Genomic DNA, 19786 nt, shown 5'->3' with positions numbered 1-19786 from the left:
GTCTCAACCATAAGGGGGAGTAGTCGATCCCAGATTGGCTTTAATACCATCACTCCATCCTGACTCTCAATGTTTAACTGGTCGCCAGCCCCAAGCCCCAAAGCTGAGGGTGGCGACAGGCAGAAATCGACCCATAACAGCCGGTCATTTAGGGGGGGCTATCCACTGATGTCCGGCATAAAAATCCTTCTCCATAAGCACGTTTGTACAGTGCCGCTGTAGTGGTCTAATGAAACCGGACACCCATTTAGGCGAGAATGCTCGCCAGATCGAGGTGTCAAATGACCAAACAACGCCGTTCCTTTTCTGCTGAATTCAAACGCGAGGCTGCCGACCTCGTGCTCAAACAAAACTACAGCTACATCGAAGCCAGCCGTTCACTCGGCGTCGGCGAGTCGGCCCTGCGCCGCTGGGTTGATCAGGTTCAGCAGGAGCGCCAAGGCGTCACTCCGCAGAGCAAAGCGCTGACCCCGGAACAGCAGAAAATCCAGGAGCTGGAAGCCCGGATCGCCCGCCTTGAGCGGGAGAAATCGATATTAAAAAAGGCTACCGCGCTCTTGATGTCGGAAGATCACGAGCGTACGCGCTGATCAATCAGCTGAGCGTCCATGAGCCGATTGATTGGCTGTGCAAGGTGTTTGAAGTCACCCGTTCGTGCTACTACGCCCAGCACCTTAGGCGCCGAACGCCTGATGTCGAACGACTTCGGTTGCGCAGCCGGGTGAGCGAGCTGTTCTCGCAAAGTCGCAGTGCTGCGGGCAGCCGCAGCATCCTGTCGCTGATGCGTGACGACGGTGAGCAGCTCGGTCGATTCAAAGTGCGCAGCCTGATGCGTGAGCTTGACCTCGTCAGTAAACAGCCCGGATCACATGCCTATAAACGAGCGACGGTTGAACGGTTGGATATCCCGAACATCTTGAATCGGGAGTTCGATGTTCCGGCACCCAACCAGGTGTGGTGCGGCGACATCACCTACATCTGGGCCCAGGGGAAATGGCATTACCTGGCTGTCGTGCTGGATCTTTGCACGCGCCGGGTGGTGGGCTGGGCGTTGTCGGAAAAGCCGGACGCCGATCTGGTTATCAAGGCGCTGGATATGGCTTACGAGCAGCGCGGAAGACCTCAGGGCCTGCTGTTTCACTCGGATCAAGGGTCGCAGTATGCGAGTCGTTTATTTCGCCAGCGGCTGTGGCGTTATCGCATGCGCCAGAGCATGAGTCGCCGGGGGAATTGCTGGGACAACGCGCCAATGGAGCGCGTGTTCCGCAGCTTGAAAACGGAATGGATACCGACCACGGGTTACCGAACGGCTCAAGAAGCCCAGCGCGATATCAGCCATTTCTTGATGCATCGGTACAACTGGGTTCGACCCCATCAATTCAATGGTGGGCTGGCGCCAGCTCGGGCCGAAGAAAAACTTAACGTCGTGTCCGGGATTAGTTGACCACTACACGCGCTGCCCCTTTAATGCAGCGCCTCTTCTTCTAGGTAGTTACCAAGACATTCAACAAAAGCCAGGAGTTTGCGTGTGTGGCGTCTGTGTGCCGGATAGATCACATGGACTGTAGAACCGAATTGCTCCGGGTCCGGGTCTGTATCGGGGAGCAGTTGCACAAGTTCGCCACGCCGCAGATAGGGAGCTGCACTCCACTGTGGACAAAATTGCAATCCCTGCCCATCCAGCAGCGCATTAAACAGAAGATCATAGTTATCGCTAGATAGGCGTGGCACAGGCTGCAATATTCGCCGGCGCTCGCCTTCATGGGTCAACCACCAGTAATGCGGGTTCAGTGCAGGGTGTCGATAGATCAACCAGTCATGTTGATCGAACGTTTGCGGTAGGACTTCTAGAGGCTTGCGCTCTAGATAGCGTGGGCTAGCGCAAAGTCGGATACGGTTGACGGTCAGTGGTCGGGCAATCAGATCCGGCCCCACAGGTCCGTCACGCACAGCAAGATCGTAGCTGCCCTCAAGCAGGTCCACGAACTCTTCGGTGAGAATTACCTCCAGACGCATCTGTGGGTATCTATCAAGAAAGCGACAGCACACCGCATTCAGAAACGCTGGAGCGTAGGACGGTGGCGCCGCCACGCGCAAGGTGCCACACATCTCCTGCTGGAGTTGGGCAAGATCTTCCCGAGCTTGCTGTAGCTGAATCAGAACCTGTCGAGCGCTTGCCAAATAGATCTGTCCGGCCTCGGTTAGGGCAATTCGGCGGGTAGAGCGCTCAAAAAGACGTGTGCCCAATTCCGTCTCAAGGTGGGTTACCGCCCGGGTCAGAGCCGACGTGGTTTTGCCCAGGTAGGAGGCCGCGCGCGTAAAACTGCCTTGATCTGCCGTGGCCACGAACATAGTGATAGCGCCGAGCTGGTCCATTCGCTTTTACCTTTCTGGAAAGTATGTTGTTCGGGAGGTAGGTATTCTTAACATCGCCTCCTTTGGATAGTCTCCCGAGCACTCTAATAAAAAAAGGTGTTCAGGCGATGAAGAAGTTTCTTGGGACGACACTGGCAATTGCTGTCGCTTTTGCATCAATGGAAAGCATGGCGGCTGTCGACTTGCTCTTTTACAACGCCAAGGTGTTCACGGCCGAGCCGGGTCAGCCGCTGCAACAAGCGGTCGCGGTCGCCGATGGCCGTATCCTCAAGGTCGGGAGTGATGTCGAGATTCTTTCGCTCAAAGATGCCATGACCCAAGTGGTGGATTTGAAGGGTAAGGTCGTCATGCCAGGCTTCATAGACAGCCACAGCCATGCCATTTTTGGCGGCATGAAACTCAAGGCAGCCGACCTTGAAGGACAAATGCTGCCCTTCGACGAACTGGAACAGCGCTTGCGCGCCTGGCGAGATAATGGCAAGGCAAAACACGGCGATATGCTCAGTATCAATGGTTTCCCCTCCACCTACTGGAGTGAAGTCGCTCAATTTGAGAAACACTTCAATCACGGTGAATGGGCTGAAACCCCTATTGCGTTTATCGGCTGGGATTATCACACCGGCTGGGCCAACAAGGCGATGCTCAAGCGCGCCGGTATCGATGCCGAACGGGTCAAGTCGCTGAAAGGCGAAGCCGTGGCGACCATCGGCCATCATGAGGACGGCACCCCCAATGGCTTCGTGGCAGATGCGGGTTTGGCGGCAGTGATGTCTCAACTGCCGTCACCGACCTTTGATCAGTTGATGTCAGCCGGACGTGCCGCGCGTGATCTGAACCACAGCCTTGGGATCACCGCGCTGATGGACCCCGCGGCCAATGCCATGCCAGCCGATGGGTTGTTCGACTTCAAGCCCACAGCACAGACGTTGGGGGTTTTGCCTATCTACAAAGCGTTATCGGAAAAAGGTGAGCTTCAATTGCGGGTAGCCGCGCTGATGGTTGCCAATCCGAAAAGCGCGCCTGCGGATCTGGACGTTCTGGATCAGGTCAGGAAGCAGTTCCTTGGCGTCGAAAATCTCAGCCTGCCGGGCATCAAGATCTTTGCCGATGGCGTTGCTGAGTTTCCTGCACAAACCGCATCGTTGCTCACCCCCTACAAGAATTCAAAGAAAGGCGGGGAGTTGTTGATCGATTCGGCTCATTTCGGTGAGCTGGTCAGCGCCGCGGATGCCCGTGGCTGGCTGGTGCATGTCCATGCGATCGGCGACCGGGCGGTACGCGAAGCGCTCAATGGGATCGAGCAGGCACGGCGTGACAGGCAGAGTGGCGTGACGCATTCGATCACCCATTTGCAGATGGTCAATCCCAAGGAGTTCGCCCGTTTCAAGCCCTTGAATGTCATTGCTTCCATGCAGCTGTACTGGGCCTCAGCGGATGAGACGAGCATCGATTTGCTCAAACCCTACATCAGCGCCATGCAGTTCCAGTTCATGTACCCGGCGCGCTCATTGCTGAAAAACGGTGCGACCATTGCCGGTGCGAGCGACTGGCCGGTCAGCACGCCGAATCCGTGGAAAGCCATCGGCCAGGCGATCAGCCGCAAAGGCCCAAAAGGCATTCTTAATAAAGAAGAGGACATTGATCGGGAAACGATGTTCTACGCCTACACCCGCAACGCCGCTCGGGCGATTGGCCTGGAGAAAGAGATTGGCTCTCTCACCGCGGGCAAACAGGCTGACCTGATCATCCTCGACCGCGATGTGTTCAGCGTGCCCGATGAGCAATTGGCTGACACGCAAGTGCTCAAGACCTACTTTTCCGGGCGCGAAGTCTACAGCCACCCGTAACCGCCCAACGTATGCCTGACCTGTGCCCTTCGGGGCACGGGAAGAACGAAGTCTTGCCTGCCAATAATAATAAACAGGATTCGACCTATGCATCGCCTTGCCCTTACGACCGTTGTCTGCTGCACGCTTATGCCTTTTGCTGCCTGGGCTGTGCCGCTGACTGACGACCTGCAACTGGAGCTCAAGCCGCAGGTGGTCAGCGATTACCGCAGCCGCGGATTATCCATGACACTTGGCGACCCCGCTGCGCAGTTGGAAGCCACCTTGATACACAGTAGCGGTGCTTACGCGGGTGTCTGGACCTCAAACGTCGACTTTGGAATGAACCTGAAAACGCGGCTTGAACAAGATTACTACGCAGGCTTTTTCATTCCATTCAATGACGATGTCAGCCTTGATGTGGGGTATCTCAAGTACACCTATGCCAAGGAAGCACAGTTCAACATGAGTGAGGTCTACGCCATTCTCAAAGCCTATGGCTTCAAGTTCGGCAGTTATTACTCCAACGATTTGAAGAGCTACGTAGGGAAGGACCAGGACACGCTCTACACCTACTTGGGGTACAGCCATGAAATTGTCGATCAGGTCGGTCTGGAGGTGCGCTACGGTCGTTTCGACTTCAAGGATGATGTGTTTTTGTCAAACAGTGGCAAGGCTCGGGGTGATTATCACGAATGGGAAGCCAAGCTGACTCGCAGCGCTTTTGGCGTCGACTGGGGGGTGAGTTACGTCGACACGGACCTTTCCAAGAGCGAGTGCGCGAGTTACTACGGTTACACCGATGTGTGCTCGGCGACTGTAGTGGTCAGTGCCAGCAAGACGTTCTGATCAAACCTTCAGTTAAGAAATTTGCAACTCTTTAAAAAAACAAGGCAGGAGATTTCGATGTACTTGACCCAAGGGTTGCATCGCCATATGCAACAGCGTCCCCAAACACCAGCTATTCGTTACCAAGGTCGTAGTCTGAGCTTTGCCCAGTTGGGCGAACGAGTCGCCCGTCTGGCCGGCGCACTAAAAGGCCTGGGCGTGACCCGCGGCGAGCGGGTGGCGATGCTTTCGCTAAATTCGCAGCGTTACATCGAATACTATCTGGCGGTCCCTTGGGCAGATGCAGTGCTCAACCCGGTGAACATCCGTTGGAGCGCTGCGGAGATCGTCTATTCATTGGACGATTCTGAAACCTGTGTACTGATCGTCGACGATAGTTTCCTGGATCTGGCAGGAAAAATCAGCGCTGCTGCGAAAACCCTGCGCCTGATGATTTATGCCGGCGACGGCGAAACACCGCCGGGCATGCTCAACTACGAAATGCTGATCACCCAGTATGAGCCGGTCGAAGATGCCCTTCGTGGTGGCGATTCTCTGCTGGGCGTCTTTTATACCGGTGGAACCACAGGCTTCCCCAAAGGGGTAATGCTCAGTCATAACAATCTCGTTTTATCAGCCCTGGCCACTTTCAACCAGACCGGGATCAGACCTCAGACTATCTTCTTGCATGCCATGCCGATGTTCCATATAGCCGATCTGTCGGCAATGGTCTCACTGTTTATTAGCGGCGGTACGCATGTGGTGTTATCGACCTTCAAACCGCAGGAGGTACTTGAATGCATCGGCCTGGAAAGGATCAGCAATACCATGCTGGCGCCGACCATGCTGCAGATGCTCCTCGATTGGCGCGAAGTCAATCCCGCTGCGGCCAAACTTGATCTGAGCGCGCTAAGGAAAATCACTTATGGCGCTTCGGCAATCTCCCCGGCGCTGCTCGACCAAGCCCGCCAGTCCTTTTCGGCAGCCGACTTCATCCAGGGCTACGGCATGACCGAACTGTCTCCCTTCGCATGCATCCTCAATGCCGAGTATCACTGCGAGGAGCATCAGCGCAGCGGCAAGATGTACTCGGCGGGGGTGCCGGTCAACTGCGTTGAAATCCGTATCGTTGATGCCGAAGATCGGGAGGTGCCGCGTGGCACCGTGGGGGAGATCGTCGCACGCGGGCCGAATGTCATGCTCGGTTACTGGAACAACGTGCAAGCCACTGCCGAAGCGCTGCGAAACGGCTGGATGCACACTGGCGATGGCGGCTACATGGACGAAGATGGCTTCGTCTATATCTGCGACCGGCTGAAGGACATGATTGTGAGCGGCGGGGAGAACATCTATACCGCCGAGGTCGAAAACGCCATCGTCAGACTTCCGGCCGTTACCCAAGTTGCAGTAATAGGCATCCCCAGCGACAAGTGGGGCGAGACGGTTCACGCAATGATCGTTTGCAAACCTGGAGCACGCATCTCCGAGCAGGAGGTTATCGCCCACTGCCGTGAATGTATCGCCGGTTACAAGGTTCCGCGTAGTGTCGAGTTCCGGGAATCGTTGCCATTGTCCAGTGTCGGGAAAGTGTTGAAAACCGAACTGCGCAAGCCGTTCTGGGAGAACCGCGCTCGTCAAATTGCCTAGAACGCCGGTGCGCAATGCAGCAATTGGCTACTTGAACCGCGATAAATCGCATCGGCAGTAACACTGACGAAGTGCTGATTCAGAAGACTGGTTCGACTTGGCATTGTCTGCACCCTGGATACGGTGCCGATCATCAGGCGACACGCAGCCATAGCTAGCGAAGGCTCTCCTATGGCTTTTTCGCTTGGCTGCAATTGCAGTGGGAAAAGTGCTTTAGGTCGTGAAAAATTTTGGTATTTGACGTGCAACAACGACAGCATCCCTGGAAGGCATCAGTTACTTCGGGGCACGCCCTGAACCTGGTATCCGCAAATAATCAGGCAGAATTGTTATTGTCGACAGACTGCTTTTGGTTTATCGGGGATCTGTGAAATGCACCTTCGGCGTACCATCTGACAAGGTTCGTGAGTGACTGCTTCTGGCCGATTTCTGCCCATCGCGAAGGGCAGAAAACGACCCAAAGGAGACGGTGGCCATGTGGGCTGTGGGCACGGTTTCAGCTCCAATGTAAGCAATGAGGCTAGCGCGCAGGCCCTGCAAATGTGGTGTCCATCGTGTGTCGGTCGTAATCCAGCAGGTATGTATGATGCAGACGATACAGCTGTGAAAGCAGATCTTTGTTGGGGCCGACCACATCCATACCTCTATCGTCGTAGGGAAAAACCATGACGTGCTTCTTCAAATTGAAGAGGTATAAAACGCAGTTGGGTTTAGGCTGAATTGCGGCAAAGTCCCTAGCCAAAGCACACCAAAGAAATGCTTGAAGCAGAGTCGCAGGCGCTTCAAATGCGATGTTGATCCAATACTCCGGCTCCCTTTCGCAAAACCATTCCTCCGGATCTATCTCCTCACTCCAGACTGAGAATTCCGTGGGTATGTTAATGCCGGCAGATCGAAGAGCGTGAATCAGGGGCCGATGAGCAAATCGGTTGCTGCCAGAATGAATGCGCAGACAAGCAACAAGCGTCGCGTCATCAAGGAAGATATCGCTGCAGATCTTTGTTGATTTTCGTAGTGCTGTTAGAAATTGCTCAATCACTCCGCCAGTTTCAGAGAGCTCAAAACGCAGACCTCCTGGATAGGAATAGAAAAGCGGCCTGGCAAATGCTTTACCCCCGAAGATCCTCTCAATTTCAAGTTGTAGATTCACTTGATCCCTTCATGGCTAATAGCCCGACTCCATAGCTTGGGCGGTGCAGACGGATATTACTGTATACGTAAGATCTGAGCTAAGCCGCGAGCGTCCGCTGTTGGCCGATTGCTGCCTGTCGTGAAGGGCCGCAACCGACCCTTTTCGGACGTTCGGTGCAACGTCGGATAGATTCGTGAGCTAGCTGCTGTTTGGCGTTCCGATTCACTAGGCGCTCAGCTCGCCACCCTCGTCGGCACTTTGCGTGCCACCGCGCGCGCTTCTGTCGACCATTGCGATGATCGTTTCGAAGAGTTCGTCCTGCGCCTGCTCGGGTGTGATTTCTCCGGTTGCGGCAGCATGGGACAGGGCCTCGGCTGCACCGAGCATCGCCCGAAGACTCGCGGGCGAGATAGCACCCTCTCTGGTGAATGGGGAGAGGGCCATCCGGCACTTGTTCATGAAGATCGCTTCGTATTCGCGCTTGATCTTTTCCAGCTCCGGTGAACTGGCCAACGCCGCGATCACGCCGGGTATCTCGTTGCCCTGGAGAAGCACGCAGTCGACGTAAGACGATGCGATGACCGTCGCCGTGTCCAGCAAGGTGGATTCGCTTGTCTGAAGCGCGGCGTCCATGAGTGCGGTCTGGCGAGCATCGAACTCCTGATAGAGCGCCGCCAGCAACCCGGGCCGCGTGCTGAAATGGTCGTAAACCACGGGTTTTGTCACGCCCGCTTGCTCGGCGAGCCGTCCAAGCGTCAAGGCTTCCGTGCCTTCCTCCCGGACTAGCCGCCAGGCGACGTCCAGCAACTGGCGTTGCCTCTCTTCCCTTGACATGCGCCGACGCGGCTGCGGACTGGAATTCTGCTCTCTTGTCTCGATGCTTGACATGGCTATATACCAAAAGTAACTTACTAGGCGTAACTTACCAGGAGTATATAAGGTTTGCCCTTTCGCCCTCAATCAGTAGCAGGAGTTTTCGACATGCACGCACTCATCGTTGTCGCTCATCACGATCCCCAGTCCCTCACCCATAGCCTCGCTGCGCAAGTCGCCGAAGGCTTATCCCTGGCCGATCCCGGCAACTCCTTCGAAATCGCGGACCTCTCGGCGGAAGCGTTCGATCCGAGGTTCACTGCGGCTGATCTCGCTGTCCATCACAGGGAGGCACCGCCCCCCGCCGATGTTGTCGCCGAGCAGGCGCGGATCGATCGCGCCGATGCTCTTGTGCTGGTCTATCCCGTCTACTGGTGGTCGATGCCAGCGCTTCTCAAGGGATGGATCGATCGCGTGTTCGCCAATGGCTGGGCGTTCGATTTCAGTTCGGATGCCAAGCTGGTGAAGAAGCTTCGTCACCTGCGGGTTCATCTTGTCGGTGTCGGCGGCGCCGACGGGAGAACCTATGAGTGGCACGGCTATGCCGACGCCATGAAGACGCAGATTGACCATGGGATCTTCGATTATTGCGGCGTATGCGTCGTGACGTCCGAACTCCTGCTCGAATCGGAAACGCAGGGTCCGACTGGTCATATGGACACTGCACGAGCTCTCGGTCGCGAACTTTTCACTGTATCTAAGCGATGCTGTAATAACGGGACAAATCTATTTTCCATGGCCTGAATGTCCGTATATGGACTCCTCCTCTTTGCAAGCCCCCTTCGCTTTGGCGCCCGTGCCGACTGCACACGTATATTCGGCCTCTGACTGCGGCATCGTTTCGATGCAGGGCCATGATGGGCTATTCGCGCGTCGGCTCCCAATCGCTTCTACGTGCTTTGCGCACCTGGACACTTGAGGGTTTTGCCGACGCCGGTTCGACCGGTTTGCCATTGCTCGGGTTGCTTCGCAATCGTGGTGTGGGGGGCTTCTCCCAGGGTGAATAGGTCAGGCCGCTGCCCGATCCGGTTGGTAATCAGTGCCGTTGCGCAGCATCGCCCAAGCCATGCGTGCAGTTTTGTTGGCCAGTGCGATAGCGGCCACATTGGAATGTGAGCGCTCGGCTAATCGGACAGCCCACTGGCTGAGTCGATCGTCTTTGGACTTGGCTGTGCGCAGTGCCAACCGCGCACCGTGGATCATCAGCGTTCGCAGATAAGCATCGCCACGTTTACTGATGCCAAGCAGTCGATCCTTGCCGCCAGAGCTGTGTTGCCTTGGCGTTAGCCCTAGCGAGGCGGCCAACTGTCGACCGTTGGCAAACTGACTGGCATCACCGATGGCAGCAACGAGCGCGGTGGCGATCATCGGGCCGACGCCACGCAGCTGTTGCAAACGGACGGCCGTTGGCTCGCTTGCCGCGATCACAGATATCTCGCCATCGAGCTCGCTCACGCGCTCATCCAGTGCGCGGAGGTCATCCCACAAGCCATTTAGCAGACGACGAAAGCGTGCCGTCAAACCGTCATCTGCATCTTCTAGCCAGCACGGTATTGCGCGACGCAGCATCAGTAATTCCTTCGGTGCAACAAGGCCGTACTCGGCGATCAACCCACGAATCTGATTGGCTTTGGCCGTCCGCTGTTCGATTAAGCCGGCCAGGATGCGATGCGTCGCCTGGATATCCTGTTGTTCGATGGTCTTGACGGCGACGAGGCGCAAGCTGGGGCGGCTCATTGCCTCACAGATTGCCTCGGCATCGTTGGCGTCGTTCTTGTTGCTCTTGACGTACGGCTTGACGAATTGAGGCGCGATCAGCCGCACCCGCAATCCGCGTGCCTGTAGCTGCCGCGCCCAATGGTGCGCACCGCCACAACTTTCCATGCCGATCTCACAGCCGGGTTCGATCTTTTCCAGCACCGTTTGCAGCCAGCGATCGCGCGGTAAACGCTGCCGCCAGACGGGCTGTTCATGACGATCCACGCCGTGAATCTGAAACACGTTCTTGGCCAAGTCGACCCCAATGCGCATAAGCTTCATGTGTGGACTCCTTCTCACTATTGACTGTGGTTTGCACTTTCAGTCTGGCACTCAAGATGCCGAGGTGAGGAGGAGTCCATCCCATTGCTTCTGGCCGATGGTAGCCCTTCGTGACCGACCAATAACTACCGTTCACGAAAGACATCGACCCGGAACGAACAAACCCGCTCCCCCTATCTGAATGCTATGCGTAGATCATCAATAACCTGGTTGATTGACGGCCCTTGAACTTCCGGCGGCTCTGGACTCTCCCCAAATTCACGCCAGATGAACAGCGTGAGTTCCGCTCCGTCAGTCAGTGACTGGGCGTTTTCGTCGCTGGCGAATGTCTGCAAAAGCCTGTACCGGGCATCTTTCCAGAAAAGCGCCTCGACCCAGGGGTACACCGGAATGAAGTGAAAGTGGATGGGATAGCCAGGGTCGTGACCGAATCGGCTGATGTAGAGCCATTTCGGCTTAAGCTGCCATTCAAGGGTTTTCTGGATGTTGGCCATCAGCCCACCCAACTCCGCCAGTGCACCGTCGGGAAGTTCAGCCAGCGAGTTGACGTGGGTCTTCGACCCCAGCATCAGATAGCCGGGAAGCGCCGACGTCATGTGATGATTGAGAAGCCAATGGGTGGTTTCAAGAATGATGAAGTGTGGTGCTACTTCCATGTGCTGATGTCCATGGTCATGGGGCACACAGAGTATCAAGGCATCGACTGTTGTGAAGGCCACCTCTGTGTCTATGCGCTGCTCACATCGGATTAATGCCGATTCATCACTGTTCTTTCAAATGTTCGGGGCACATTCTTGGCCAAATCCCGACGCCGTACTGCGCGTCATTCTCCACCTGACGAAGAGCTAAAAAATGAGCGTATTCACTCACGTTACAGTCGGCACCAATGATTTGAACAACGCCCGCAGTTTCTACGACAACGTCCTGGGCGAACTGGGCCAGAAGCGCATTGCCGACCTCGGCGACAACGGTTCTATCTGGGGCGAAAACGCACCGTCTTTCTTCGTTCTGAAACCGGCGAACGGCGCACCTGCCAGCGTCGGCAATGGGGTGACCATCAGTTTCGAAGCACCGACCCGTGCCGCCATCGACGCGTTTCATGCCGCCGCATTGGCCGCTGGCGGTACCTGTGAAGGCCTGCCGGGACCGCGTGGCTGGGCACCGAACGCCTATGCGGCCTATGCCCGTGATCTGGACGGCAACAAACTGGCGGCCTATTGCTTCAGTCCCGATTAAAACCTGGTACGAGGCGGATGCTGTTCGCTTGAGACAATCTTCGGTCGAGCAAGAAACTGTGGCGAGGGAACTTGTCGGAGCGCCGCACCGTCCCGCTGGGCCGCGCGGCGGTCCCAAAAAAGGCACCGCTGTACGGCCTGACATCCGTTACCCATTCACCACGGCAGACCGCACCTGCTTGGGTGGATCAATCTTGTCCAGCACTCGGTTCGTCGTGATCTCCGCCACCATGATGCTGTTGGAAATGCCCGGCAGGGCGTAGCGCGATTCCCCACTAGATGATCCGCCAACGGGTGGACCGTCACATCGACCGAGGCCTGTGTCTGGACCCGCTGTCATTGGTCAGGCACTGAAGCCACGTATTGACCACCCGCCGATCCAGCTCCTCCCACTCCGCCATGCCCAACACCCGCGTGGTGTTCAACCCGCGCAAATAACCGCGCAGCTGGTTGGCGGTGGCACGGACCAGCTCCGGGTCGAGCGGGTTTTCGCACAGCAGTACGGTTTCGTACTCGATCAAGTACTCGGCCACCCGGTCACGGAAATCGGGCAGGACGGCGTCGCGGATCAGGTCAAACGTTCTCAAGGAGAGGCCTCATCAATCTTTTTCGGTTGTGATTGAGTGTGTACGAGTCTGCACGGTGCGCAACTATTGCTGGAGGCAATAGTGACAATCAAGAAACACAAGTTCTGCTTTGTCGCAATTAACCGGAAAATCGCCCCCATCGAACACCGCCCGTGATGCTGTTCCGTCGCGTGATGAACCGGACTTTTTATTTTCAGGATGACATCCATGCGCCCTTTATTTGTGCTTGCCATGGCGTTTACCTCTTTGTTGCTCGGCGGTTGCGCCTCTGCGCCGAACGACCCGACGCTGACCTTGCAGACCCGCAAGACACCCGCCCAGTACGCCGACTGCGTCGTACCGAAATTGCAGGGCAGTGCGTTGAACCCGACCGTCTCGCAGACCCAGCGCAGCTACCGGATCGTGGTGCCGAGCAAAGTCTCTGCGAACAACGTGCTGGAAGCCTACAAGGTCGGCAGTGGCGGCAAGGTGTTCATCTACGAACGGCATTTGCTGGCCTCGAACTTCCTGCCTTCGAGTTTTGAACGCGCCGCCCAGGATTGCATCTGACCCCGGCCCGTAAACGTTTTTCAAGCGCTCCTTTGGTTGGCCGCAACCAACCAATTTTCTGCCCCGCCCCGCATTTCGGTTGCGGGGCTTTTTTTTGGTTCCTCACGGATCGCGTGGTCGATATCGCGCAGATGAAGGCAAGTTTTTGCAGCACGAAATAATCCTGTCCTCTGGACGAAAAGCATCGTAGTTTACGCGCCATAAATACAAAGACGTCTGGGGTGTAAATGGGCGCTTATCGTTTGCTGTTGGCTATTTTTGTGGCCGTTTCTCATATGGGCAAGACGTTCGCGGGGCTTAACCCCGGCGTGGTTGCCGTTATTTCCTTTCTGATCATCAGCGGCTTCGTAATGACCTCGCTCATCGAGCGCAATTACAAGGCGCCGCAGAAAATCGGTCTGTTCTACCTCGACCGGGCTTTGCGGCTTTACCCGCAGTTCCTGTTCTACTTCCTGGCATCCTGCGCCGTGATCTATTGCCTGCTGCCCGGCACGCCTCAAGCCGCCGAGCTGACGCTCGGGAACATCGCGGCGAGCCTCACTATGGTGCCCCTCGGCTTCTACATGTTCGGGGTTGCTGGGTCGCTGATTTTGCCGCCGGCCTGGTCACTGGGGCTCGAGATGTGTTTCTACCTGGTGATTCCTTTCCTGATGATCTACAAGGCGAGGGACGTTGCGTTTGCCGTGTCAGTCGCCGTATTTATGGTCGCGTGTTTTGGTTTCATAAACACCGATGTGTACGGCTATCGCCTGTTGCCGGGTGTCTTGTTCATGTTCTTGTGCGGCAGCTACCTGTACAAACCGCAGGCGAAGGGATTAGCGATCGCTGCCAGCACTGCCGTGGTGGCTGCCTTGATGTTTGCGGCAATCGAAGCGGGGCTGATTGAGCGCCGGCCGTTTAACGCGGAGGTGACAGCGGGCATAGCGTTAGGCATCCCGGCCGTGTACGTGCTGACGAAACTCAGGTTTCATCGGGTTGACGAGTTCCTCGGGAACATCAGCTATGGCGTGTTTTTGAATCACTTTGTGGTGATGTACTTCCTGCGTGCTTTCTGGCCCGTTGCCTACGACGCGCACATCGTTGCAGCCGTTCTGATCCTGTCGTTCGGGTTGAGTTGCGTTTCGTACTACTGCATCGAACGGCCGGCCCTGAAACTCCGTCATGCGCTTCGGGCTGGCGTGAGGTATGGCGCGGTTAAACCGCAAGGCGGCGAAACAGCGGCTTAGTGCAGGTGAGGGTGGAGTAGCCGTCGGCGTCCATGACGGGGCCCCTTATGTAGCGATCAGCCTCGGTTCACCGAATTTTCCTACCCGAGCGTCTGGGCCGTCTCGGCGTAGCCTACCTGCACTTGGTCTACTAGCTGATGCCTGCGCAGAACATGGAGGTTGCTGAGTTCAACGCTCACCACCTCGACCACACGCTGCTGGCCGGGGATCGGGCCGCGTTCCCTGGCGCAATCATCTGGTGCGGTGGCTTCACTGATCGCAACAGCGCGCAGGCTGCGCTCGGCACCGGGTTGGTGGGCTTGATCGCCTTTGGCAGACCCTTTATCGCCAACCCGGATCTTGCGGAGCGTCTCAAGCACGGCTGGCCGTTAGCCGAAGCGGACCGATCAACGTATTACACCCGTTACGGCGAGGTGGGTTACACGTACTTCCCTGCACATTCCCTCGGGTAATGCTCCACGCAGCCTTCGCCGGATAGCGGGTGGCAGGCGTTCGGTGTCAGGCGGTTCTGCCAACGCCCGCGATTCACCGTCTATTTCCTGGGTTGTGCAGTCTGTGTGCACCCCAGGGATCTGGTCCGGCAATTTAAGCTGATATCATTCGACCGCTGACAAACCGAGTGGAACACCATGAATCGTCAAAAAAAAATAAAGCAGTTATTAAAGGCGCACGCCAAAAAGGCCAGTGCCAAACTGGCACCGGCAAGCAAGTCTAAATACATCAGCAAGGCTGACCGATTGAAGCTCGCTGCTGAATCCAGTCTTGACCCCATCACTTCCTCTGAGAGCGAGTGAGTTACAGGAAACCGTGGTCTGTCGTGTCCAGCGATTTTTTTGCAGCGCGCAGACTCACTGTTCGCGGAGCGCCCAATGCCGCCCATCACCACGCGCCTGGTGGCGCTGTTTGTTCTATGCCTGACGCTTGAAGTGCCAGCCCAGACCAACGCCTGCCCGGCTGGCGAGAAACAAATTTGCCTGGACGGCTGCATCTGCCTGCCAGACATGGGACTGACGGATGACCTCTACCAGATCGCCGCGCCGGCCTTGGCGTTATGGCTGACCCAAGCCCGCGCTGAAGCCGCCACCACTGGCCTGCAACCCATTCCACCGCACATTCGGGAGCAACTGCTGCGCTGGTACGATCCCAGCGTCCTCGATGCCGCGCGCTACAAAGTCAGCGACAACGGCCAGTTCAACGCCGCCACTGCCATGCTGCAAAACCCGGATGTGGGTGCCGTGACGCTGATCGACATCATCCTCTTCCGGGACGCGGAAACCGCAGAACAGAACAACGTGCTCTGGGCTCATGAGCTCAAGCATGTGCAGCAGTTTCAGGAATGGGGGGTAGGCGGGTTTGCCCAGCGCTATACACAAGATTTCAATGCTGTGGAGGCGCCGGCTTATGCCATACAGGCTGAGGTCAGGCGGTCGGTGCGGGACGGAGCTGTAACGGGATCAGTCTTGGAGCCTGTTCCGTAGCACTGCTCACAGCCGCGTTACACTGCGCTCATCTTTCAACCTGATCTGGAGCGGCGCATGAAAGTTGGTGTGATTTCCGATACCCACGGTTTGCTCCGCGCCGAAGCCCTGGCTGCCTTGGCGGGTTGTGAACGGATCATTCACGCGGGCGACATCGGCAACGCCGACATTCTCGATCAACTCAAAGCTATCGCCCCGCTGTACGTCGTCCGCGGGAACAATGACCTGGACGCCCCATGGGCAGAAAAAATCCCCGACCTTCTTCGTTTTGATCTCGACGGATGGGAAACGCTCCTGGTGCATGATATCGCCGACGTCCCGGTCGGGCTCGACTCCGCTACTAAGCTGGTGATCACCGGCCATTCGCACAAGCCACGGATAGAGTGGCGCGGCGAGCAGCTTTACCTCAACCCCGGCAGCGCGGGACGGCGGCGCTTCAAATTGCCGGTGACGCTGGCCCTGCTGGAAGTGCTCGAAACCTCCCTGGAGCCGCGCCTGATCTCGCTGCTCGAATAATGTCTGCGGGCTGGGTCAACGGGATTTTTTTCCAACAAAAAAAAACGGCTCGTTGATAAAACGAGCCGTCGTTGTGAAAGGGCTATTTCAGATCGTCCTCAAAGGTGATCCGCGTCGATCACCGCCTTGGCGAACGCCTGTGGATCTTCCTGCGGCAGGTTGTGACCGATGCCGCCGCTGATCAGCCGGAACTGGTATTTACCGGTGAAGCGCTTGGCGTAATCCTCGGGGGCAGGGTGCGGCGCGCCGTTGGCATCGCCTTCAAGGGTGATGGTCGGCACGCTGATGGACGGCGCCGTGGCCAGTTTCTGTTCGAGCGCCTCGTATTGAGGCTCGCCCTGGACCATGCCCAGGCGCCAGCGGTAGTTGAAGACGGTGATCTCGACATGGTCGGGGTTGTCCAGCGCCTTTGCGCTGCGGTCAAAGGTGGCGTCATCGAACGCCCATTTTGGCGAGGCCAGTTGCCAGATCAACTTGGCAAAGTCATGGGTGTTTTTCTCGTACCCGGCGCGACCGCGGTCGGTGGCGAAGTAAAACTGATACCACCACTGCAATTCGGCCTTGGGCGGCAGCGGGTTCTTGCCGGCCGCCTGATTACCGATCAGGTAGCCGCTGACCGCAACCAGCGCCTTGACCCGTTCTGGCCACAGCGCCGAGACGATGCCGGCGGAGCGCGCGCCCCAGTCGTAGCCGCCGAGAACGGCTTGTTTGATCTTCAGTGCATCCATGAAGTCGATGACGTCACTGGCCAGCGCGGCCGGTTGGCCGTTGCGAAGGGTTTTGTCAGACAGGAAATGCGTATCACCGTAGCCACGGGCATACGGCATCAATACGCGATAACCCTTCGCCGCAAGCAGCGGGGCGACTTCGTCATAGCTGTGAATGTCGTACGGCCAGCCATGCAGAAGAATCACCACCGGCCCGTCGGCCGGGCCAGTTTCGGCGTAAGCCACGTTAAGCAGTCCCGCCTTGATGTGCTTCAGCGGGCCGAACGGGGAGGGTGTTGCCTGAGTGGCGTCGGCTTTGATCGCGGCAGGCTGCGCGGTGGCGGGCGTTTGTGCGTGGGCCTCGCCGAGCGCGCCGAACAGGGCAAACGCCAGGATCGACGAGCCGACCAGGTGGCGGCGAGTCATGCCGGTTTTGTTCTGCATTGCCATCTTCATGGTGATGTCTCCGTTGCAAGGCGTTGGCCAAGGGTTCTGGCTGAGCCCCTTGAAACCTTGAATGCATTTCAACGCGGTGACGTATCTGGCCTGTGTCGAAACGCAGGCCCGGTGAAAACGGATGTATCAAGAGGATAGCCAGACACACTGTGATACATGGCGATGCAGGGAAATTCCGGTTTTGGCCGAGAGACGTCCCGCGCGCGGATTGGTTCACACTTGTTTGCTCAAGCCTTGCTATTCCAGGCCACCGCACACAGCGCCAGTCCGGCCACATTGAGGGTGACGGGATTGAAGGCATCCTTGAGCATGGACGAATTGAAAATCGCGACATCCAGCAGCAGCCCAGCCAGTGCTGTCGAGGTAATAATCAACGGCCAGGTGATGCGTGGCGCGAGCAATATCCATAAGGCCAGGGCAATCTCAGCGACCCCGGTGGCATAGGCAAACAACTCCACCTGATCAATGCCATGGGCTTGAATCATGGTTCGCTCGCCAGGACTCAACCACAACAGCTTGGGTACCAGACCATGGTAGCCAAACATGAACGCCAGGCTTCCCCGGGCGATCCAGTGGATGCGTTTCAAGGCGCTCACGTTGGCGTTTTCAAGAATCGACGCTCATGGTCGGGCGTGGGCAACAGGCACGTGTCGTATTTTCCGAAGAGCCGATATCGATTCAGCGCAATGCGGTCGTAGGCCCAATCCCGCAGTCTGCGCGGGCAGGCGCGCAACAGTCTCAATGGGCGCCAGGCACCGGGTAATTGGGCGATGACTTCAAAGACGGCATCCGAACGCACCCAGTAGTGCCGGTCGCGAATCACGGCCATGGTATCGAATTGATCCAGGGGCAAACCTGCCCACGCCAGCAGGGCCTGCCCCTCGGGCGATTGCACTGCCGCCAGCCGCACGCGCCGGTGGTGGTCGTGGCGGATCAGGAACCTTGCCCAGCCGTTGCACAGCTTGCACACGCCGTCGAACAAGACGACGGTTTCGCCTGGCTGGAGTAATGGCGCGGGAGAGGGGCGGAGGGTGGACGCTGGCATAGAGAGGGGTCCATGGGAGGTATCCCGGATCATACCCGCGTGCCAGCGCGAAAGTCTTCACGGGAAGCGGCAGCCTCTATCGAGACTGCCGTTGTACGGTCAATAAAGGGCCTTGTCATCTTGGTGTCACCTAAGGCGTGGCAGGATCATCACAAACCGTCTTGAACACCCAGCGCAACCCGTCCGCGGGCAGATGAATTTGCCAGGAATCTTCACCATGAAAGGAGATGCCCCTCTGTTTGCGGCCATTGACCTGGGCTCCAATGCGTTTCGCCTGATGATTGGCCAGTCGATCAAACGCAACCAGCAGATCGTGATCCAGGAAGTCAAAACCCTGCGCGAGCCCGTCCGTTTGTCTGAGGGATTCCAGGGCGGTGCGCTGGATGAGTTGGCGTTGGATCGGGGGTGGCAGGCGCTCGCGCGATTTGGCAAAAAACTGCGCGGCTTTGAGGCCGGACGGGTGCGGGCCGTGGCGACCAGCGCGGTGCGCGAAGCGGACAATGCCCAACTGTTTTTGACCAGTGCCGAGCGCCATCTCGGTTTTCGGATTGACGTGATCTCCGGGCACGAAGAAGCCCGGCTGGTGTATGCCGGGGTTGCCCACACGATACCGAGTGCCGCGAGTATGCGGCTCGTGGTGGATATTGGCGGCGGCTCCACCGAGTTGATTCTAGGGAAGGGCACTCAGCCGCTGTTGACCGAAAGCATTGCTATTGGCAGCGGCACCTTTGGCACGCGGTACTTTCAGGGCGGGTGCATTACGGCTCAGGCCCTGCTGGAAGCCGAGCGGGTGGCTACCGTGCAGTTTGAAAAGGTCGCACGTCGTTACCGTGCGCTGGGTTGGCAGCAGGCCATCGGTTCTTCAGGCACCGCGCGGATGCTCGCCAAAGTCCTCAAGGCCAACGGTTTGAATGACGATGGCCAAGACGGAATCACTTACGGCGGCCTTCTGCGCTTGTCGTTGCGTCTGCTTGAAGCGGGGCATGTCAATCAGCTCGGGTTGGCGGGCTTGCAACCCCATCGCCTGAGCAGTTTGCCGGGTGGGCTGGTGGTCATGCTGGCTGCGTTCAAGGTTTTTGGCATCTCGCACATGACACCTTCCGAAGCGGGTCTAAGGGTCGGGGTGCTCCATGGATTGATGGCCAGGCACTGATGGGGTGCTGAGCCCCGGGATTTCTCTGGACGCAAACCGTCAGTCAGCGAGGCCCAAGCGGCGGGCAAACGGCAACTATCCTGAAGCGGGCAAACACCATCCTGAAGGAGCG

22 protein-coding genes and 1 pseudogene are annotated in these 19786 nt (G+C 57.4%); 13 read left to right on the top strand and 10 right to left on the bottom strand.

Translation table 11 applies throughout. The features are described 5' to 3' along the window. Positions 1-281 precede the first annotated feature (281 nt). Positions 282-1444, top strand: a protein-coding gene (locus ACA068_RS18285; RefSeq protein WP_497303756.1) for an IS3 family transposase whose coding sequence is annotated in 2 segments (ribosomal slippage) — positions 282-537 and positions 537-1444 — 1164 coding nt in all. Because the reading frame shifts where the segments join, the coding sequence is not laid out codon by codon here. Between the two features lie 20 nt (positions 1445-1464). On the opposite strand, the gene ACA068_RS18280 is transcribed toward ACA068_RS18285, so the two are convergent. Then, on the bottom strand, positions 1465-2376 hold the full coding sequence (locus tag ACA068_RS18280; RefSeq protein ID WP_497303754.1) for a LysR family transcriptional regulator: 912 nt from the start codon (positions 2374-2376) through the stop codon (positions 1465-1467). Positions 2377-2483: 107 nt separating this feature from the next. On the opposite strand from ACA068_RS18280, the gene ACA068_RS18275 reads away from it, so the two are divergent. From ACA068_RS18275 to ACA068_RS18265, 3 genes are all read left to right on the top strand, one after another. Next, the gene (locus ACA068_RS18275) at positions 2484-4223 is read left to right on the top strand and encodes an amidohydrolase (RefSeq protein WP_497303752.1); all 1740 of its coding nucleotides are present in this window, start codon (positions 2484-2486) and stop codon (positions 4221-4223) included. A gap of 87 nt (positions 4224-4310) precedes the next feature. Next, on the top strand, positions 4311-5051 hold the full coding sequence (locus ACA068_RS18270) for a TorF family putative porin (protein ID WP_497303750.1): 741 nt from the start codon (positions 4311-4313) through the stop codon (positions 5049-5051). Positions 5052-5072: 21 nt separating this feature from the next. Beyond that, positions 5073-6677, top strand: coding sequence for a long-chain-fatty-acid--CoA ligase (locus ACA068_RS18265; RefSeq protein WP_497303748.1), 1605 nt, complete (start codon positions 5073-5075; stop codon positions 6675-6677). A 520-nt stretch (positions 6678-7197) separates the two neighbouring features. Here ACA068_RS18265 and ACA068_RS18260 read toward each other — a convergent pair. Together ACA068_RS18260 and ACA068_RS18255 are read right to left on the bottom strand one after the other, a co-directional pair. Then, positions 7198-7827 carry a DUF3885 domain-containing protein gene (locus ACA068_RS18260; protein ID WP_057024601.1) on the bottom strand — a complete coding sequence of 210 codons (630 nt, stop codon included), beginning with the start codon at positions 7825-7827 and terminating at the stop codon, positions 7198-7200. Positions 7828-8034: 207 nt separating this feature from the next. Further along, positions 8035-8697, bottom strand: coding sequence for a TetR/AcrR family transcriptional regulator (locus ACA068_RS18255; protein ID WP_497303746.1), 663 nt, complete (start codon positions 8695-8697; stop codon positions 8035-8037). Between the two features lie 93 nt (positions 8698-8790). Between ACA068_RS18255 and ACA068_RS18250 the strand changes: the two genes are divergently transcribed. Further along, complete coding sequence (locus tag ACA068_RS18250) at positions 8791-9426, top strand: NAD(P)H-dependent oxidoreductase (protein WP_497303744.1); 636 nt, start codon at positions 8791-8793, stop codon at positions 9424-9426. Between the two features lie 264 nt (positions 9427-9690). Here ACA068_RS18250 and ACA068_RS18245 read toward each other — a convergent pair whose 3' ends face one another. Beyond that, complete coding sequence (locus tag ACA068_RS18245; RefSeq protein WP_497303742.1) at positions 9691-10722, bottom strand: IS110 family RNA-guided transposase; 1032 nt, start codon at positions 10720-10722, stop codon at positions 9691-9693. Positions 10723-10895: 173 nt separating this feature from the next. Beyond that, positions 10896-11378 carry an HIT family protein gene (locus ACA068_RS18240; protein WP_497303740.1) on the bottom strand — a complete coding sequence of 161 codons (483 nt, stop codon included), beginning with the start codon at positions 11376-11378 and terminating at the stop codon, positions 10896-10898. A 196-nt stretch (positions 11379-11574) separates the two neighbouring features. Here ACA068_RS18240 and ACA068_RS18235 point away from each other — a divergent pair, with 196 nt between their 5' ends. Continuing rightward, positions 11575-11958 (top strand): VOC family protein, encoded by a 384-nt coding sequence (locus ACA068_RS18235; protein WP_497294572.1) that lies wholly within the window; start codon positions 11575-11577, stop codon positions 11956-11958. Between the two features lie 147 nt (positions 11959-12105). Here the strand turns inward: ACA068_RS18235 and ACA068_RS18230 are convergent. Continuing rightward, a pseudogene (locus ACA068_RS18230) lies at positions 12106-12287 on the bottom strand (hypothetical protein); the annotation flags it as partial. After that, the gene (locus ACA068_RS18225; RefSeq protein WP_497303738.1) at positions 12260-12544 is read right to left on the bottom strand and encodes a hypothetical protein; all 285 of its coding nucleotides are present in this window, start codon (positions 12542-12544) and stop codon (positions 12260-12262) included. The pseudogene ACA068_RS18230 and the gene ACA068_RS18225, both read right to left, overlap by 28 nt. A gap of 207 nt (positions 12545-12751) precedes the next feature. On the opposite strand from ACA068_RS18225, the gene ACA068_RS18220 reads away from it, so the two are divergent. From ACA068_RS18220 to ACA068_RS18195, 6 genes are all read left to right on the top strand, one after another. Next, positions 12752-13093: a hypothetical protein gene (locus ACA068_RS18220; protein WP_497303736.1), complete on the top strand. Its 342-nt coding sequence runs from the start codon at positions 12752-12754 to the stop codon at positions 13091-13093. A 227-nt stretch (positions 13094-13320) separates the two neighbouring features. Beyond that, positions 13321-14319: an acyltransferase family protein gene (locus ACA068_RS18215; RefSeq protein ID WP_497303735.1), complete on the top strand. Its 999-nt coding sequence runs from the start codon at positions 13321-13323 to the stop codon at positions 14317-14319. 137 nt (positions 14320-14456) lie between these two features. Next, on the top strand, positions 14457-14771 hold the full coding sequence (locus ACA068_RS18210; RefSeq protein WP_497303733.1) for an oxidoreductase: 315 nt from the start codon (positions 14457-14459) through the stop codon (positions 14769-14771). A 177-nt stretch (positions 14772-14948) separates the two neighbouring features. Continuing rightward, the gene (locus ACA068_RS18205; RefSeq protein WP_094467945.1) at positions 14949-15113 is read left to right on the top strand and encodes a DUF2986 domain-containing protein; all 165 of its coding nucleotides are present in this window, start codon (positions 14949-14951) and stop codon (positions 15111-15113) included. 75 nt (positions 15114-15188) lie between these two features. After that, positions 15189-15797: an eCIS core domain-containing protein gene (locus tag ACA068_RS18200; RefSeq protein ID WP_497303731.1), complete on the top strand. Its 609-nt coding sequence runs from the start codon at positions 15189-15191 to the stop codon at positions 15795-15797. Between the two features lie 57 nt (positions 15798-15854). Further along, positions 15855-16313 (top strand): metallophosphoesterase family protein, encoded by a 459-nt coding sequence (locus tag ACA068_RS18195; RefSeq protein WP_497303730.1) that lies wholly within the window; start codon positions 15855-15857, stop codon positions 16311-16313. 98 nt (positions 16314-16411) lie between these two features. On the opposite strand, the gene ACA068_RS18190 is transcribed toward ACA068_RS18195, so the two are convergent. The 3 genes from ACA068_RS18190 to ACA068_RS18180 all read right to left on the bottom strand — a co-directional run bounded on the left by ACA068_RS18190 (position 16412) and on the right by ACA068_RS18180 (position 18521). Continuing rightward, positions 16412-17476, bottom strand: coding sequence for an alpha/beta fold hydrolase (locus tag ACA068_RS18190; RefSeq protein WP_497303728.1), 1065 nt, complete (start codon positions 17474-17476; stop codon positions 16412-16414). A 227-nt stretch (positions 17477-17703) separates the two neighbouring features. Continuing rightward, positions 17704-18072, bottom strand: a complete 369-nt coding sequence (locus ACA068_RS18185) for a DoxX-like family protein (protein ID WP_497303726.1) — start codon at positions 18070-18072, stop codon at positions 17704-17706. Continuing rightward, entirely contained in the window at positions 18069-18521 is a 453-nt protein-coding gene (locus ACA068_RS18180) for a thiol-disulfide oxidoreductase DCC family protein (protein ID WP_497303724.1), read from the bottom strand. Before ACA068_RS18180 ends, ACA068_RS18185 begins: the two co-directional genes overlap by 4 nt. 217 nt (positions 18522-18738) lie before the next feature. Between ACA068_RS18180 and ACA068_RS18175 the strand changes: the two genes are divergently transcribed. Next, positions 18739-19674: a Ppx/GppA phosphatase family protein gene (locus tag ACA068_RS18175; protein WP_497303722.1), complete on the top strand. Its 936-nt coding sequence runs from the start codon at positions 18739-18741 to the stop codon at positions 19672-19674. Positions 19675-19786: the final 112 nt, after the last annotated feature.

This window comes from Pseudomonas sp. LBUM1660, assembly GCF_059695935.1.
The sequence above is the reverse complement of the archived record's forward strand: the minus strand, read 5'-3'. Positions and strand labels throughout refer to the sequence as shown.